This is a genomic window from Emticicia soli, assembly GCF_037860775.1.
GTDB lineage: Bacteria > Bacteroidota > Bacteroidia > Cytophagales > Spirosomataceae > Emticicia > Emticicia soli.
The window spans coordinates 229,138-245,964 of sequence record NZ_JBBEWC010000005.1; the positions used below are offsets into that span (position 1 = coordinate 229,138).

12 protein-coding genes are annotated in these 16,827 nt (G+C 39.1%); 8 read left to right on the forward strand and 4 right to left on the reverse strand.

The features are described from left to right. The first annotated feature begins 45 nt into the window (after nucleotides 1-45). Both clpB and WAE64_RS08905 read left to right on the forward strand, forming a co-directional pair. Nucleotides 46-2,664 carry an ATP-dependent chaperone ClpB gene (gene clpB / locus WAE64_RS08900; protein ID WP_340236004.1) on the forward strand — a complete coding sequence of 873 codons (2,619 nt, stop codon included), beginning with the start codon at nucleotides 46-48 and terminating at the stop codon, nucleotides 2,662-2,664. A 375-nt stretch (nucleotides 2,665-3,039) separates the two neighbouring features. Beyond that, the gene (locus WAE64_RS08905; protein ID WP_340236005.1) at nucleotides 3,040-3,366 is read left to right on the forward strand and encodes a LytR/AlgR family response regulator transcription factor; all 327 of its coding nucleotides are present in this window, start codon (nucleotides 3,040-3,042) and stop codon (nucleotides 3,364-3,366) included. A 56-nt stretch (nucleotides 3,367-3,422) separates the two neighbouring features. On the opposite strand, the gene WAE64_RS08910 is transcribed toward WAE64_RS08905, so the two are convergent. After that, a complete protein-coding gene (locus tag WAE64_RS08910) occupies nucleotides 3,423-4,334 on the reverse strand; it encodes a bifunctional helix-turn-helix transcriptional regulator/GNAT family N-acetyltransferase (protein WP_340236006.1) in 912 nt (303 codons plus the stop codon). Between the two features lie 151 nt (nucleotides 4,335-4,485). On the opposite strand from WAE64_RS08910, the gene WAE64_RS08915 reads away from it, so the two are divergent. Further along, nucleotides 4,486-4,995 (forward strand): GNAT family N-acetyltransferase, encoded by a 510-nt coding sequence (locus WAE64_RS08915; RefSeq protein WP_340236007.1) that lies wholly within the window; start codon nucleotides 4,486-4,488, stop codon nucleotides 4,993-4,995. A gap of 7 nt (nucleotides 4,996-5,002) precedes the next feature. Here the strand turns inward: WAE64_RS08915 and WAE64_RS08920 are convergent, their stop codons facing one another. Both WAE64_RS08920 and WAE64_RS08925 read right to left on the reverse strand, forming a co-directional pair. Continuing rightward, nucleotides 5,003-5,575, reverse strand: a complete 573-nt coding sequence (locus WAE64_RS08920) for a pentapeptide repeat-containing protein (RefSeq protein ID WP_340236008.1) — start codon at nucleotides 5,573-5,575, stop codon at nucleotides 5,003-5,005. A 12-nt stretch (nucleotides 5,576-5,587) separates the two neighbouring features. Then, complete coding sequence (locus WAE64_RS08925; RefSeq protein WP_340236009.1) at nucleotides 5,588-6,334, reverse strand: TrmH family RNA methyltransferase; 747 nt, start codon at nucleotides 6,332-6,334, stop codon at nucleotides 5,588-5,590. Nucleotides 6,335-6,408: 74 nt separating this feature from the next. On the opposite strand from WAE64_RS08925, the gene tamL reads away from it, so the two are divergent. Next, complete coding sequence (gene tamL / locus WAE64_RS08930; protein ID WP_340236010.1) at nucleotides 6,409-8,856, forward strand: translocation and assembly module lipoprotein TamL; 2,448 nt, start codon at nucleotides 6,409-6,411, stop codon at nucleotides 8,854-8,856. A 1-nt stretch (nucleotide 8,857) separates the two neighbouring features. Here tamL and WAE64_RS08935 read toward each other — a convergent pair whose 3' ends face one another. After that, nucleotides 8,858-10,174 (reverse strand): gluconate:H+ symporter, encoded by a 1,317-nt coding sequence (locus WAE64_RS08935; RefSeq protein WP_340236011.1) that lies wholly within the window; start codon nucleotides 10,172-10,174, stop codon nucleotides 8,858-8,860. A gap of 226 nt (nucleotides 10,175-10,400) precedes the next feature. On the opposite strand from WAE64_RS08935, the gene miaB reads away from it, so the two are divergent. The 4 genes from miaB (at nucleotide 10,401) to carB (ending at nucleotide 16,717) form a co-directional block, all read left to right on the forward strand. Then, a complete protein-coding gene (gene miaB / locus WAE64_RS08940; protein ID WP_340236012.1) occupies nucleotides 10,401-11,843 on the forward strand; it encodes a tRNA (N6-isopentenyl adenosine(37)-C2)-methylthiotransferase MiaB in 1,443 nt (480 codons plus the stop codon). Nucleotides 11,844-11,850: 7 nt separating this feature from the next. Continuing rightward, nucleotides 11,851-13,167, forward strand: coding sequence for a sigma-54 interaction domain-containing protein (locus WAE64_RS08945; RefSeq protein WP_340236013.1), 1,317 nt, complete (start codon nucleotides 11,851-11,853; stop codon nucleotides 13,165-13,167). Next, the gene (locus WAE64_RS08950) at nucleotides 13,160-13,699 is read left to right on the forward strand and encodes an LptE family protein (protein WP_340236014.1); all 540 of its coding nucleotides are present in this window, start codon (nucleotides 13,160-13,162) and stop codon (nucleotides 13,697-13,699) included. Before WAE64_RS08945 ends, WAE64_RS08950 begins: the two co-directional genes overlap by 8 nt. 174 nt (nucleotides 13,700-13,873) lie before the next feature. Then, nucleotides 13,874-16,717 carry a carbamoyl-phosphate synthase large subunit gene (gene carB / locus WAE64_RS08955; protein WP_340236015.1) on the forward strand — a complete coding sequence of 948 codons (2,844 nt, stop codon included), beginning with the start codon at nucleotides 13,874-13,876 and terminating at the stop codon, nucleotides 16,715-16,717. Nucleotides 16,718-16,827 lie beyond the last annotated feature (110 nt).

The window sequence follows — 16,827 nt, forward strand, 5'->3', positions numbered from 1 at the left end:
TGCACATTTTTTGTTGATATAGAATCAGTACAAAATTGTTGAAATATGAACTTAAATCAATATACAATAAAGGCTCAGGAGGTTATCCAGAAAGCCGTTCAGATTGCTCAGGGCAATATGCAACAGGCGGTAGAATCGGGGCACTTGTTAAAAGCATTGTTAGAAGAAGATGCCAATACATCATCTTTTTTATTGAATAAACTGAATGTTAATCAGAATCTATTTAACAGCCGTTTAGAAAGTATATTAGAAGGGTATCCGAAAGTGAGCGGAACACAACCGTATCTGGGAAACGACCTTTCGGCAGCTTTGACTAAATCGCAGAACTATCTGAAAGAATTTAACGACCAGTTTGTCAGTGTTGAGCTACTTTATCTTGGCCTGTTAGGCGGAAAAGATGCGGTAGCAAGCCTGATGAAAGAAGTAGGTTTTAAAGAAAAAGAACTAAAGTCCACTATACAAGAATTAAGAGGAAAGAATAATCCAGTGAAAGACCAAAACGCAGAAAACACTTATCAAGCCCTTGCACGCTACAGCAAAAATCTGAATGATTTGGCTCGACAAGGCAAAATTGACCCAGTAATCGGCCGTGACGAAGAGATTCGCCGTGTGTTACAGATATTGTCTCGTCGTACCAAAAACAACCCTATTCTCTTAGGTGAGCCGGGTGTTGGTAAAACAGCCATTGTAGAGGGATTAGCCCAAAGAATCGTGTCGGGCGATGTGCCTGAAAACCTTAAATCGAAAACTATCGTATCGCTTGATATGGGTTTATTGATTGCCGGGGCAAAATATAAAGGTGAGTTTGAAGAGCGTCTGAAAGCCGTTATTAAAGAAGTAACAGATTCAGAAGGGGAGATGGTGTTATTCATTGATGAGATTCATACCCTGATTGGCGCAGGTGCGGGCGGAGATAGTGCAATGGATGCGGCCAATTTATTGAAACCAGCTTTATCTCGTGGCGAGTTACACACCATTGGTGCTACAACTTTGAGCGAGTACCAAAAATATATTGAGAAAGATAAAGCCTTGGAACGTCGTTTCCAATCAGTAATGGTTGATGAGCCAAACGTGCCCGATGCAATTTCGATTCTGAGAGGTATTAAAGAAAAATATGAATTGCACCACGGAGTTCGTATTCAAGACGATGCCGTTATTGCTGCTGTTGAATTATCAGACAGATATATTTCAGACCGCTTCTTGCCTGATAAAGCCATTGACTTAATGGATGAGGCTGCTTCTAAACTACGTTTGGAAATGGACTCTATGCCAGAAGAGCTTGATGAGCTGAATCGTAGGATTATGCAATTTGAGATTGAGAGAGAGGCAATCCGCCGTGAAAATAATAAAGATAAAGAGGCTATTTTGAATAAAGAAATTGCCGATTTGAGCGAAAGACGTAATGAATTGAAAGCCAAATGGGAAAACGAAAAAGGCTCAATCAACGAAATACGCTCATTGAAAGAGCAAATTGAGCAACTGAAATTAGAAGCCGAGCAAGCCGAGCGTGCAGGTGATTACGGTAAAGTAGCTGAGATTCGCTATGGTAAGTTGGTGGAGGCCAATAACAAATTAAACGAAATTCAGAAACAAGCTGATAATACACAAGCCACTTTATTGCACGAAGAGGTGTCGGCTGAAAATATTGCCGAAGTAGTAGCCAAATGGACCGGAATTCCGGTGGCTAAAATGCTACAAAGCGAGCGTGAGAAATTATTATACCTTGAAAAAGAACTACATAACCGAGTGGCAGGGCAAGACCAAGCCATACAAGTAGTGGCCGATGCAGTGCGCCGCTCACGTGCGGGATTGCAAGACCCTAAGCGTCCGATTGGTAGTTTCTTGTTCTTGGGTCCTACTGGTGTAGGTAAAACCGAATTAGCAAAGGCTCTTGCAGAGTATCTGTTTAATGACGATAATGCACTGGTCAGAATAGATATGAGTGAGTATCAAGAGCGGCATGCTGTGAGCCGTCTGGTGGGAGCTCCTCCGGGATACGTAGGATATGATGAAGGGGGGCAATTGACTGAGGCTATTCGTCGTAAACCATATAGTGTGGTACTATTGGACGAGATAGAAAAAGCTCACCCAGACGTATGGAATATCTTGTTGCAGGTATTGGACGAAGGTCGCCTGACCGACAACAAGGGCCGTGTGGCCAACTTTAAGAATACCATTATTATCATGACCTCGAACATGGGTAGTAATATTATTCAAGAGAAGTTTGCAGAAAACGAAGGTTGGAATTACCACTTGATTCTGGAAGAAACAAAGAATGCGGTACTAGACCAACTGAAAGCATTTGTGAGACCAGAATTTCTGAACCGTATTGATGAAATTGTGTTGTTTGAGCCTTTAACTAAAGAAAATCTACATAAGATTATCAGTATTCAGTTTAAACAGATACAAAGTCGTGTTGCCGAACAAGGTATTACCCTTGAAGCTACAGATGAGGTTCTGGCAAAATTAGGTGACGAAGGCTACGACCCAAGTTTTGGCGCAAGACCATTGAAACGAGTATTGCAACGCAAGATTCTGAACGAATTATCGAAGGATATTCTGGCCGGAAAAGTGCAAAAAGACTCGGTGATTATGATGGAATTAGGCACCGACGGCGAAATAATATTTGAGAATGTAGGAAATGGGGCGTTTGAGATTGATTAATAGATAATAGCTAAATGGAATAGATGCTTAATAGCCGCTGAATTTTTCAGCGGCTATTTTTTTGCCAAAGGTCAATTTTACGGGGATTAAGTTAAAGGTTTTAAACCATTTATAATGTTTAATGAGAAGAAACTTGGGGCTATCGATATATTTTATTTTGATGATTTCGTTTGTATATAAATATTTTTTAGGAGCCTGTATGAATGCTATAACTTATGCAACAATAAACTAAGTAATTGAATAAATAAGCCAATAATTTGACATCAAAAGCCTAAATATTTGAAAATTAGTAATATTTTAAGTATCTTTATACTTTGCTTGACAAAATCATAATCTCCATATCACCTAACGATATATTTAATCCTTAGAAAAGCCATGAATTCTACAGAACTTGTCCATATTGGTGGGCATGTGAAAATTTGTCCTTCTAAAATTATAATGTTAAAGGCGGACATTAATTACACCATAATTTATCTTGCAGATGGTAAACAGATTCTAAGTTCTACAAATTTGGGCAGCTTTGAAAAACGTCTGAAAGAGTTCCTTTTTTTTCGCCCGAACCGCTCTTTTGTCATCAACCTTAAATTTATTTCAACTTTTGATGATGCATCAGGGTCTTCTGTAAAGATTCGGATGAAAAATGATGAGAATATCTCAATTTCCCGTAGGAGAACTGCAGAGTTTTTAAAAATAATTAAATGATAGTACTTGTGCGTACGCACAAATACTATCTGTTAGTTTAGGCTGGGGCTAGAGTATTATAAAGCTAGTCTATAGATTTTCAGGTCAATACCTTTAGGTAAAATGTAGTTATCAGGTACTAAGTCACTACTAATTTGCTCAAAGCCATTTCGCTCATAAAATCTGTGGGCTGCGTGGGTAACTAGCGGAGTGTCTAATAAAATCTCTTTAAACTGCTGTTTTTTAGCTTCTTCAATTAAAATTTCGAATAATTTTGTAGCTAAACCTAAAGTCTTGCCTCTGTATTCTTTTTTGATGAACATCTTTCTTAATACGGCTTGCTCATCATTCAGCTTTTCTAGCCCAATAGTGCCAACAACTTCGTCATTTTTATTGGTGGCAGTCCAGAGCCAATTGCCTTTATCGTTGTAGAAGGCTTTCAGGTTATGTAAATCGGGTTGGCGTTGGGCTGTCAGGCCCAGATTAAACTCTCCGTTCTGGATAGATAATACCATGTCTTCTACTTGCTGTTGGTACTTTTCTTCAAAAATCTTGATTTCAATAGTGTTTTCTTTCATTTCTTCAAATGTATCATAGTATTGTTTTTTAAAGTCGTTATTATCCAGAAATTGTTCAATTTCTTCTAATGCTAAAAGTATATTTTGCTTAGAAGAACGAATGATTTTGGCATTGTTTTCTCTGAAACTCACCCACATTTCTTCTAATTGGGGTAGGCTTTGCCAAGCTTTTTCTGTGAGTTTGAGGTTTCTTTTTCTGGCATCGTTTTCTGATTTTTCAGAGACTATCCAACCCGCTTTTTCCATTTCTTTAGCTAGCTGAATTACACCCGGATGGCTGATGTGCAATATTTCTGCAATTTCCATGATACCTTTTTCTCCCTCTTTGCTTAATAGATAAAAGAGTGGAAACCATTTTGATTCAAAATCTAAGCCCGAGTTTCTGTATATTTCAGAAACCGATTTCATCATTCGATCGCTGAGCCGTTTTAAGCGACTTCCAAGTGCTAAAGCACCTAAATCTGACATTAAATCCATTATATGTAATTAATTACGTAATTAGTTACGTAAATATTTGGAGAATAATTTTATAATGCAAATTTTTGTGAAAAAATAAAGAATAATGGAGATTATAAGAGCTACAATTGATGATTTAGACACCTTAATGGGGTTGTATGATAGCGCCATTGCGCATCAACAAGCAGTAAGTAATTTGGTATGGAAAGGATTTGACAGAAACATGGTAATAAATGAAATAGAGGAAGGGCGACAATGGAAAGTAGTGGTTGATGGAGAAGCGGCCTGCGTGTTTATGATTGCTTATAACGACCCCGCTATATGGGACGAAAAAGATGCAGATTCGGCTATTTATGTGCACCGTATCTCAACTAATCCTAATTTCAGAGGAAGAGGGTTCGTTAAGTTTATTACAGATTGGTCTATTGATTTTGCCAAAACAAATCAGATAGATTTTGTAAGGCTCGATACCTGGCAAGACAACGCCAAACTACATCAGATTTATAAGAATGCCGGATATACCTATGTGGGTATAAAAGAAATAACACCCCAAGCAAACCTGCCAAAACATTATTGGGGTGTTACGCTTGGCTTGTTCGAAATCAAGATTGCCTGATAATTTATTAATGAATGCTAATATCGTACTTTTCTAAAAGCCCTGCCACGCCATGCAAAGAGAACTTGGCTTTTTTGAGCTTGTTTGCTTCGGGGTCTATTGAGTAATTGTAGGCAGTTCTGAAATCAGCTTTTTCAAGAATTGTGTTTCTGAAAGTAGTTCTTGATAAATCAGAGTTGTCGAAGATGGCATTACTAAGGTCTGCTTCAGAGAAATCTACTTCGTGCATAGTACAATCTTTGAAGCGGGTCTTTTTTAGGTTTAATTTATGAAATGTAGACAGATTCAAGAGGCAGTTCTCAAAACTTACTTCAAAAAGAAAAGGATTACACTGGTCGAAATGAATACCCAGCAATTTGCATGATTTGAACGCTACACGTTTAAAAGAAGTACTCCTGGTTTGAGCCATACTCAGGTTACAGTCTTTAAAAGTACAGTCTGAAAAAATATAACCCGAAAGATGTATCTCGGCAAAATTGCAATAGCTGAACGTACAATTTTCGTATTCGCCTCGGGCCAGGATAGTGTTGGTAAAATCAAGTTTTTCAAAAATCTGGTCTTCAAAATAAGCGTTGCTCATGGTTAATTGTGGTTATTTGCTCCTCATTAAATTATCTAATACAATGGCAGTAGCAATGCCAACATTCAAAGATTCGGCATGCCCAAATCTTGGAATAGTTACTTTGTGGCTCACAAACTTTTCTACTATATCGCCTATACCGTTCGATTCGTTACCTAAAACGATATAACCAGCCTCTGGAAAACTGAATTGGTGCAGGTTTTCGTGGTTCAGAAAAGTACCGATAATGGCCGGTTTTTGTACCGAGATTTGTTCAAAGTAGGTCTGTAAATCAGTATAAAAAGTCTTGATTCGGGTAAATGAACCCATTGATGCCGATATGACCTTAGGGTTATAGAAATCAACGGTTGTATTTGAGCAAATTACTTTTTTAAAACCGTACCAATCAGCAATGCGTAAGATAGTGCCCAGATTGCCGGGGTCACGAATATCATCTAAAACCAGTACAAATTCTTTCGAGTCAGCCAGTAAACTTTCGTTGGCTTTCATCTTTACAACTGCCACCGCTGCATCATTGCTTTGGAGCGTACTAATTTTCTCTAATTCTGTCTGAGAAATTTGCTCGACTGATATTTTTTTAAGCTTTTTTTCGTTGTCTTCAAAGAATTTAGGTGTACACAGCAATAACTCAACCTGAAAGTCAGAATCCATTAATTCTAGTACACTTTTTGTGCCTTCTACTAAAAAAGTAGCGTGTTCTTGCCGATATTTTTTTATTTGTAAGGATTGAACGTATTTTTGTTGCTGCTTTGAAAACATATCAATATCAATTTATGCGTTTTTCTTATTTATCATCAGGACATCGAAGAACCCAAAAAGCACAAAAAAATGTCGTGACTGATAAAATTAAATATCTGCCATTACTTTTTATACTCTTTGTTTCTTGCTCACGTGAAGTTCAGCTAGACCGAGACGAGTATCGTTTGCACAGTTTGGCGTTCAAAGGTAATAAACAAATTTCAACTGAGGAATTAGAGTATCTTATTCCGCCTACTCAAAAGCCTAATCGACGGCCTTTTAATTTGCCTATTACACCCTATGTAGGTCTATACAACCTAGGTAAAGCCTTTTATGATGAAGGGAAAATTCGAGCCCGCCGTGATAAATGGGAGAGTAGACTTAATGCTTTACCTAATCCTGGTAACTATAATGCAGATGTTGAAAAAAAGAGAAAGCGATACCAACGAAAGGTAAATATCTACAAAGACAGGTTAGAAACAAAGGAAAACTGGTGGATGAAAAATGTAGGAGAGCCGCCTGCAAAAATCACCGAGAATGATATAAAACATACCTCTGAGAATATTCAGAAATTTATCTATAATAAAGGCTATTTTGATAACACTGTTATGTATCAGATTGATTCTACCAGCAATAAGCGGGGAATAAAACTTACGTATCTGGTAGATGAAAAAAATGCTTATTATATAGATAGCGTTACTTATGATATTAAAGATACCCGCATTGATAGTATCGTGAAGGTTACAATGCCTACAAGCATGATAAAACAAGGTGCAAAAGTAGATATGAATAATATCACGCTTGAAAAGGGTAGGCTAGAGTTACTATTAAAAGATGAAGGCTATTATAATTTTATAGCAAAAAACTATATTTCGACCGAGATTGATACCACCGATTATATCAAGCGTAATTACAGAGTTAATGTGAAAATGTTGATCCGGAATCCGGTAGCGAAGAGCCAGCATGAGCAGTTCAGGTTTGACTCAATCAATTTTATTTCGGCCGACCCTTCGAACGACCCAAATGTTGGAGGCGATACTACACAGGCGACATATAATGGTATTAATTACACTTTTATAGGTAAACGATTCCCAACCCGGTTGCTCGATAAAAAGATTCTGATTCGGCCCGACCAGCTTTTCAGGGTTTCGATGGTTAATGAAACCAATCGTCAGCTTTATAGTCTCGACCAATTCGCTTTTGCCAATATTCGTTTTACCCAATTGCCTGATAACAAGCTTCGGACCGATATTATAGCACCTACGAATCCTAAATATACTGCGGCGTATAATTTTGATGTAAACAATATTAACGGTATTCTGGGTGGTGGAGCCAATGTGTCGCTAAGGGCAAGAAATCTTTTAAGCGTATTAGAAACCACAGAGTTAGGTTTACGTGCAAACCTTGAAGGGCAACCAGGGTTAGATTCGACTGTTCAGCGAAGCCGTGAGTTAGGGGCAAATCTGGCCTTTAATTTCCCGAAGATAATCTTCTTTAATAGTATTGCTAATATGCTAAGCCTTAAAAGCCCACGCACGCAGGTTGCGTTGAGTTATAATAACTCGGCACAGCAGTTGTACCGTAGGCAGGTATTCAGGCTTACAGGAAACTATTCGTGGTTGAAATCAAAATATGAAACCATACAGATTTCTCCCTTTGATATTAACCTCATCAATACACCATACAAAAGCTTTACTTTTGATTCTATTCTTACATCAGAAGCCGAAAGAGGTAACAATTTAAAGGTCTTATTTGACCCTCAGTTCGTATCGAGTATCAATGCCACCTATGTTTACAACAATCAGGCGCAAGGCAAAAACATAAGAGCAAAGTATCTGAGAATTTTTGTGGAGTCGGGCGGTACAACGCTTAATTTCTTCCCTGATAGAAACAAAATCAAGTTTATTGACCAACTATTCCCATTAGATACCATTCAGCGGGCTTATTTCAGATTCATAAAAGTCAATGTTGATTTCAGAAAATATTTCCCTATTAATTCAAGAGACTCCTGGGCTTATCGAGTAAACGTCGGCTTGGCGCATCCTTACGGAGACAATCAGGCTTTACCGTTTGAGAAAAACTTCTTCATTGGTGGGCCAAACAGCATCAGGGCATGGCGGCCTCGTTCATTAGGACCGGGTTCTGCGCAAGGTGTTACGGTCGGAAATCGCTTCTTCCAGCAACCCGGTGATATTTTGCTTGAAGGAAGTATAGAATACCGCAAATATATGTTCAGGTTTATAGGAAACTGGAATGCAGGCCTATTTATTGATGCCGGGAACGTCTGGAAATGGTATCAGATTTCGTCAAAATATAACGAAGCCAATTTTGATTGGGGACGATTCTATAAAGAATTTGCTGTAGGTACAGGTGCAGGTATCCGTTTAGACCTCGATTATTTCGTTGCCCGTTTCGACTGGGGTGTAAAAGTAATAGACCCATCGAGAGACGAAGGCGACCGATTTGTTTTGAATAAAACAAGGCTAGGGCGTAATAATGAGTATTATCCGGTATTTCACTTTGCAATCGGTTATCCGTTTTAAATTACCCAATAAAAGCATTCAGTGCCATTACTCCGGCTAAGCCTGATACCGAAACGAGGGTTTCCATCACCGACCAAGTTTTCAGTGTTTCGGTCATAGAAAGCTGAAAATACTCTCGGAAAAGCCAGAAACCTGCATCGTTCACGTGAGAGAACATCATGCTGCCTGCGCCAATGCTTAGTACCATCAGGTGTGGCTCGGTATTGGTAGAGGCAAGCAAAGGGGCAACGAATCCGGCAGTAGTAATACCCGAAACTGTTGACGAACCCACAGCTACCCTAATAATAGCAGCCATACCCCAGGCTAAAACCAGCGGATGCAACGAGGATTCCTGCATCATAGAAGCAATAGATTGGCTCACGCCTCCATCGGTCAGTACTTGTTTTAGGGCACCGGCTCCGCCGAAAATCAAAAACAGTAAGGCTACTTCTTTGATTGAGTCGCCCAATAAATTGGTAACTTCTCCCATAGTTTTGTTTTGCTTAATGCCTAAAGCATATAGTGCAAAAACAACCGAAATAAACATACTCACAATTGGGTCTCCGACAAAAGTCAGAAATTGATGCATGAAAGATTTTTTGTCGAAATTGGGCAGAGCAATAGTAGCTAAACTAATCAATAAAATAGGCAATAGTACCGAAAAGAAACTCATAAACGTTGAGGGCATTTCGTCTTCTTTCAGTTCGGGTGCAATAAAGGCTTTGTTGGGTAGTGTAAGGTAGTTTTTTAAAGTGCTGCCAAACAAAGCACCTGAAATAAGTATCGCTGGGATTGCCACTATAATTCCATAGAAAAGTGTTAGGCCCATATCTACATCAAACTGTTTTACAATGGCTAATGGCGCTGGGTGTGGCGGCAAATAACCTTGCGTAACCGAAAGAGACGCCAACATAGGTATAGCAATATAAATAGCAGGCAGTTTGTACCGATACGAAACCGTGATAACCAAAGGTGCCAGCAACATAAAACCTACTGAATAGAACAAGGGTAGGCCGACAATAAAACCGGTTATCATAAAAGCCCAACGCACATACGAAGTTCCGATAAGCTCCATCATCTTGGTGGATATTCTTTGTGCTGCGCCACTTTGTGCTACCAGTTTGCCAAGCATAGCTCCTAAAGCAATTATTGACACAATAGACCCTAAAGTGCCGCCAATACCTTGTTGTACGGCTGTCATGATTTGCGCAGGGTGCATCTGCAAAGCTAAGCCTACACCTAGCGTAACTATCAGAAATGAGAGGAAAACGTGAAACTTGAAATAAGATATGAGCAAAATGAGTACAATAAGCCCAATAATAGTAATGAGCAAAGGCATAAGGGCAATTTTTAAGGTTGAATATGCAGCAAATTACAAAGGATTATTGAGATATAAGTATTGAGAAAGAAGAGTTTAAACAGATAAAGAATATTTTATCTGTTTAATTACTGACAATCTGTCAGTTTATCGTAATTTTGTAAATAATTTAGACAAACCCATTCCAAAGAGTAAGAACTTTATTTCTGGCAATGGGGTTGTGTTTGATAAATCAAGCTTAGCAATCATGAGTTTAGTAACAGGCAGATTAGAAATTCTTAAAGAAGAAGACAAGAAAGATTTAGAAGTAGCACGCATTAGTGTTGATGAAGAAGGCGATAGCAAACGTAAGCTATATATAGAGAGCTACGGGTGCCAGATGAATTTTGCAGATAGCGAAATTGTGGCATCTATTTTAAGAGAAAACGGTTTTGCAACTACTTCGAAAATAGAAGAGGCAGAATTGATTTTACTGAACACTTGTGCTATTCGTGAAAATGCTGAGCAAAAAGTGCGTAATCGCCTGCAACACCTGGTGCCAATGAAGAAAAAGAGCCGCAATGTGAAGATTGGGGTTTTGGGCTGTATGGCAGAGCGATTGAAAACCAAGTTTCTGGAAGAAGAGAAAATTGTAGATATGGTGGTAGGCCCAGATGCTTATCGTGATTTACCGAATTTGATAAATGAGGTTGAAGACGGACAAAAAGCTGTAAATGTGTTTTTGTCGAGAGAAGAAACCTATGCCGATATTACACCTATCCGTTTAGATTCAAACGGTGTTACAGCCTTTATAAGCATCATGCGTGGTTGTGACAATATGTGTAGTTTTTGCGTGGTGCCATATACTCGTGGCCGTGAAAGAAGCCGTGACCCATTCTCTATCGTAAAAGAAGCAACCGAGCTTTTTGAACAAGGTTACAGAGAGGTTACGCTACTTGGCCAAAATGTGGATTCTTACAAATGGAAAGGTGTGAACGGAGAGCTACAAACCACCACATTTGCCGATTTGTTAGAGAAAGTAGCCTTAATCAATCCTGATTTACGTGTGCGTTTCTCAACTTCTCATCCTAAAGATATTACTGACGATGTTTTGTATGCTATGAAAAAGTATGAAAACATCTGTAAGTATATTCACTTACCAGCGCAAAGTGGTAGTAGCCGGATTCTGGATTTAATGAACCGTACCTACGACCGTGAATGGTATATGGGCAAAATTGATAGAATACGTGAGATATTGGGCCAGGAGTGTGGGATTTCGCAAGATATGATTACAGGTTTCTGTACTGAAACAGAAGAAGACCATCAGGATACACTCACGCTAATGGATTACGTGAAGTATGACTATGGCTATATGTTTGCCTATTCTGAAAGACCAAATACGCCGGCAGCAAAAAAACTGGCTGATGATGTACCTGCTGATGTTAAAAACAGACGCCTTACCGAAGTTATAGCCAAGCAACAGCAACACTCATTAGAGCGTAATCAGATGGCTATTGGTAAGGTGCATAAGATTTTGGTAGAAGGTTTCTCGAAACGCTCGGCTGAGCACCTTTGCGGTAGAAACGACCAGAATAAAATGGTTGTGTTTCCGAAAGAAAACTTCAAAAAAGGAGACTATGTAAACGTATTAGTGACAGAGTGTACAGCTGCTACCCTGATAGGAAAATCGGTGGAAACGGTTTTAGTTTAAAATTACAATGACCAACAACGCAGAAATACAATCAGTCAAGAACCGATTCGGAATTATTGGCAATGCTCCTGCATTGAATTATGCTTTGAGCGTTGCTGTACAAGTAGCTCCGACAGACCTGACTGTGCTGATAACAGGAGAGAGTGGAAGCGGGAAAGAGTCTTTTTCAAAAATAATCCATGCACTGAGTGCCCGCAAACATGGGCCGTTTATAGCCATTAACTGTGGCGCTATTCCGGAAGGAACTATAGATTCGGAGCTATTTGGGCACGTAAAAGGCTCTTTCACAGGAGCAATCGACGACCGTAAAGGATACTTTGAAACAACTAACACTGGTACTATTTTCTTAGACGAAATAGCTGAGCTACCCGTTGGTACGCAAGCTCGTTTGTTGCGTGTATTAGAAAATGGCGAGTTTATTCCGGTAGGGTCTTCAAAGGTCAAGAAAACTGATGTGCGTGTGGTTGCCGCTACTAACGTAAATTTAATAGACGCAGTTGAACGTGGCCGATTCAGAGAAGATTTATATTACCGCCTTAATACTGTGCCTATTGCTGTGCCGCCACTGCGTGAAAGAGGCTACGATATTGACTTGCTTTTTCGTAAATTTTCCTACGATTTTTCTGAGAAAAACCACATACAGCCAATAGAGTTGACCGAAAGTGCTACTCAACTATTGATGAGTTTCAGGTTTCCGGGTAATATACGCCAATTAAAAAATATTGCAGAGCAAATTACCATTCTTGAAACAGATAGGTTAGTTTCGGCCGAAGTACTGGCCAAATACCTCCCTCGTGAGCAGGTGAGTGGCCTGCCTACCTTACTGAAAGGTATGAATGGCGGGAATGACGCCGGGTTTTCGGAGCGAGACTTATTGTATAAAGTGCTTTTTGATATGCGAAAAGACATGACCGATTTGAAAAAGCTGGTTTTGTCTCTGATGCAAGGAGGGCAAATAAACGCCGAAACAATGAAGCAACACAGCGAATTGTTTAACGGAATCCACCAGGAAGATAATATTGCAGCCTTGGTGCCTCAGACCATGTATGGGCCAGTAGTTGCTAGCCCATATAAGCCATATCAGCCTGTTGATAACGATGGTTTCATTAAGATTGATGATATACAAGACAACAGAAATGATGTAGAGGATATTTCGCATGAAACGCAGGAAGATTCGTTTTCATTAGAGAAGCAGGAGAAAGAAATGATTATCAAGGCTTTGAAGAAAAACGGCTTTAAACGTAAATATGCAGCCTCTGATTTAGGGATTTCAGAAAGAACCTTATACAGGAAAATAAAGCAATATGATATTGAAGATGAATAACATTAATACTAGGTCTGGTTTGATTTTGAAGAAAGGGTTAGTACTGATTCTTTTTTTATGTTCGGTATTTATGCTTGGCTCTTGCAAAATATATTCTTTCACGGGCACAACACTGTCAAGTGATCTAAAAACCATCACGATTCAGAACTTTGTGATGAATACTGCCGGAGGGCCTGCAAATCTTACTTTAAATTTTACCGAAAAACTAAAAGAATATTACCAAAGAAACACAAGTCTTAAACTGAAACCTTCCGATGGTGATTTGTTTCTGGAGGGCTCTATTACAGGTTATGAGCTTACACCCGTGGCAGCAACTGCCAGTGATAAAGCTGCTCTTAATAGACTCACGATTCGTGTAGATGTGAGATTTGTAAATACCAAAAGTGAAGACGAAAGCTTCGAAAAAGAGTTTTCGTTCTATCAGGATTTCCCACAAGAGCAAACACTTGCACAAGTAGAAGGCTCTTTAGTGCCTAAAATTCTAGACCAATTGGTGCTGAATATCTTCAATGATACGGCCGCGCAATGGTAAAAATCTTTATGTTTCGGGTTTACTGAAAATCCTGTGCTTTTTTGTATGATATGAGATATTTTTATCTTTTTTTTGCACTTTTCTAAGGTATTTTCGGTCAATCAATGGTAAAATAAAAAATCTATACTAACTTTGTTCTTCGATTAACGAGTCGAAACCCCTTCACAAAAAAAAATGCCAAAAAATTCCAATATTAAGTCAGTTCTTATCATAGGCTCGGGCCCAATTGTCATAGGTCAGGCGTGCGAATTTGATTACTCAGGCTCTCAAGCAGCAAGGTCAATTAAAGAAGAAGGTATTGAAGTGAGTTTGATTAACTCAAATCCGGCAACTATCATGACGGATCCAATCAATGCCGACTATGTATATCTGAAACCACTCGAGAAAAAATCAATCATTGAAATTCTGGAAAAACACAAAGCAATGGGTAAACCTATTGACGCCGTGTTACCAACAATGGGTGGACAAACCGCATTGAACTTAGCTATTGACTGCGACAAAGGCGGTGTATGGCAAAAATACGGTGTTCAGATTATAGGTGTTGACATCAAAGCAATTGAAACCACCGAAGACCGTGAGAAGTTCAGACTAAAAATGCTTGAATTAGGTATAGGCGTATGTAAAGGCCGTACTGCACGTTCTTTCTTGGAAGGAAAGGAAATTGCTCAGGAAATTGGCTTCCCATTGGTTATTCGCCCATCGTTTACTTTAGGCGGAACAGGTGGTGGATTTGTACATAATCCTGAAGACTTTGATAAAGCACTTAACCACGGTCTGCATGCATCTCCTGTACATGAAGTATTGGTAGAACAATCAATCTTAGGTTGGAAAGAATATGAATTAGAGCTACTTCGTGATAACAAAGGTAATATTGTTATCATCTGTACTATCGAGAACTTCGACCCGATGGGTATCCATACCGGCGACTCGATTACGGTAGCACCAGCCATGACCTTGCCTGATACTATTTATCAGAAAATGCGTGATATGGCTATCAAGATGATGAATGGTATCGGTCAGTTTGCCGGAGGTTGTAATGTTCAGTTTTCGTTGCACCCTGACACCGACGAAATCATTGCCATTGAAATTAACCCACGTGTAAGCCGTTCTTCGGCGTTAGCTTCAAAAGCTACAGGTTACCCAATTGCAAAGATTGCCGCAAAAATGGCTATCGGATACAACCTTGATGAGTTGATTAACCCAATTACTGGTAGCACATCGGCGTTCTTCGAGCCAGCTATTGACTACGTAATTGTAAAAGTACCACGTTGGAACTTCGATAAATTCCCAGGTTCTGACCGCTCATTAGGCTTACAAATGAAGTCAGTAGGCGAAACAATGGGTATTGGTCGTAATTTCCAGGAAGCCCTACAAAAAGCCTGTCAATCACTTGAAATCCGTCGTAATGGCTTAGGTGCTGACGGAAAAGAGTTGAAAGACCAGGAAGCAATCAAGAAATCGTTGGCAAATCCATCATGGAATCGTTTATTCCATATCTACGATGCCTTTAAAGCAGGTCTTTCTTTCAAAACTATACAGAATCTAACTAAGATAGATAAGTGGTTCTTACGTCAGATTGAAGAGTTGATATTGTTGGAGAGAGAAATTGAGAAATTTACAATTGACGATTTACCAAAAGATTTGTTACTAAGCGCTAAGCAAAAAGGATATGCCGATCGTCAGATAGCGCACGTACTTAATTGCAAAGAAAGCCAGGTCTTCAATAAAAGAAATGAGTTAGGCATTAAGCGTGTATACAAATGTGTTGATACCTGCTCGGCAGAGTTTGAAGCAAAAACTCCTTATTATTACTCAACATTCAATGCTAATCAGGAAAACCCTGATAACGAATCGGTAAGTTCAAATAAGAAGAAAGTATTAGTACTTGGTTCTGGGCCTAACCGTATCGGCCAAGGTATAGAGTTCGATTACTCTTGTGTGCATGGTGTATTAGCAGCTAAAGAGTGTGGTTACGAAACCATCATGCTTAACTGTAACCCTGAAACGGTATCGACCGACCCTGATATTGCCGACAAATTATACTTTGAGCCTGTTTTCTGGGAGCACGTGTATGACCTTATTCAGCACGAAAAACCAGAAGGTGTTATTGTGCAGTTAGGTGGCCAGACTGCCCTTAAAATGGCAGAAAAGCTAACGAAATATGGAATAAAAATCATTGGTACGTCTTATGATGCCCTTGATTTGGCCGAAGACAGAGGTAGATTCTCTGAACGCCTGAGAGAAATGAACATACCGTATCCTTTGTTTGATACAGTACGTTCTGCCGATCGTGCGGTTGAAGTATCTCGTGAGTTAGGCTTCCCACTTTTAGTTCGTCCGAGCTACGTTTTGGGTGGACAAAGCATGAAAATCGTTATTAACGAGCAGGAACTTGAGCAACACGTAGTAAAAATTCTGAGCGATATTCCAGATAACAATATCCTGATTGACCACTTCTTAGAAAACGCCATAGAAGCAGAAGCAGATGCTATCTGCGACGGTGAAGATGTGTACATCATCGGTATCATGGAGCACATTGAGCCTGCCGGTATTCACTCAGGAGACTCTTATGCACTACTACCAACATTCGATTTGAGTGCAAACGTGATTGCGCAGATAGAAGAATATACTAAGAAAATTGCGGTTGGTTTAAATACAGTTGGTTTAATTAACATTCAGTTTGCAATTAAAGATGAGAAAGTATATGTAATTGAAGCAAATCCAAGAGCTTCTCGTACTGTACCGTTTATTTGTAAAGCCTACCGTGAGCCTTACGTAAATTATGCTACAAAGGTGATGTTGGGAGATAAAAAGGTGAAAGATTTTAACTTTAACCCTCACAAAGAAGGTTATGCCATTAAAATCCCAGTGTTCTCATTCAACAAGTTCCCGAATGTAAATAAAGAACTCGGACCAGAAATGAAATCGACTGGAGAAGGTATTTACTTCATCGACGATTTAACAGATGATTTCTTCTTACAAGTCTATTCTGAAAGAAACTTGTATCTGAGTAGATAATATTAATATTTCTTAAAATAGAAGCCATTCTGAACAGAGTGGCTTCTATTTTTGTTTATTAATTAAAGTGGATATAAGTTTTCCGAACAGAAAATCAACCTTGATTCTAT

What these genes read in the sequence shown, in the direction of transcription:
- WAE64_RS08915 (WP_340236007.1), top strand. Translation starts at nt 4,486, where the DNA reads ATGGAGATTATAAGAGCTACAATTGATGATTTAGACACCTTAATGGGG.
- WAE64_RS08905 (WP_340236005.1), top strand. Translation starts at nt 3,040, where the DNA reads ATGAATTCTACAGAACTTGTCCATATTGGTGGGCATGTGAAAATTTGT.
- WAE64_RS08925 (WP_340236009.1), bottom strand. Translation starts at nt 6,334, where the DNA reads ATGTTTTCAAAGCAGCAACAAAAATACGTTCAATCCTTACAAATAAAA.
- WAE64_RS08950 (WP_340236014.1), top strand. Translation starts at nt 13,160, where the DNA reads ATGAATAACATTAATACTAGGTCTGGTTTGATTTTGAAGAAAGGGTTA.
- WAE64_RS08910 (WP_340236006.1), bottom strand. Translation starts at nt 4,334, where the DNA reads ATGATGAAATCGGTTTCTGAAATATACAGAAACTCGGGCTTAGATTTT.
- WAE64_RS08935 (WP_340236011.1), bottom strand. Translation starts at nt 10,174, where the DNA reads ATGCCTTTGCTCATTACTATTATTGGGCTTATTGTACTCATTTTGCTC.
- WAE64_RS08920 (WP_340236008.1), bottom strand. Translation starts at nt 5,575, where the DNA reads ATGAGCAACGCTTATTTTGAAGACCAGATTTTTGAAAAACTTGATTTT.
- clpB (WP_340236004.1), top strand. Translation starts at nt 46, where the DNA reads ATGAACTTAAATCAATATACAATAAAGGCTCAGGAGGTTATCCAGAAA.
- WAE64_RS08945 (WP_340236013.1), top strand. Translation starts at nt 11,851, where the DNA reads ATGACCAACAACGCAGAAATACAATCAGTCAAGAACCGATTCGGAATT.
- miaB (WP_340236012.1), top strand. Translation starts at nt 10,401, where the DNA reads ATGAGTTTAGTAACAGGCAGATTAGAAATTCTTAAAGAAGAAGACAAG.
- carB (WP_340236015.1), top strand. Translation starts at nt 13,874, where the DNA reads ATGCCAAAAAATTCCAATATTAAGTCAGTTCTTATCATAGGCTCGGGC.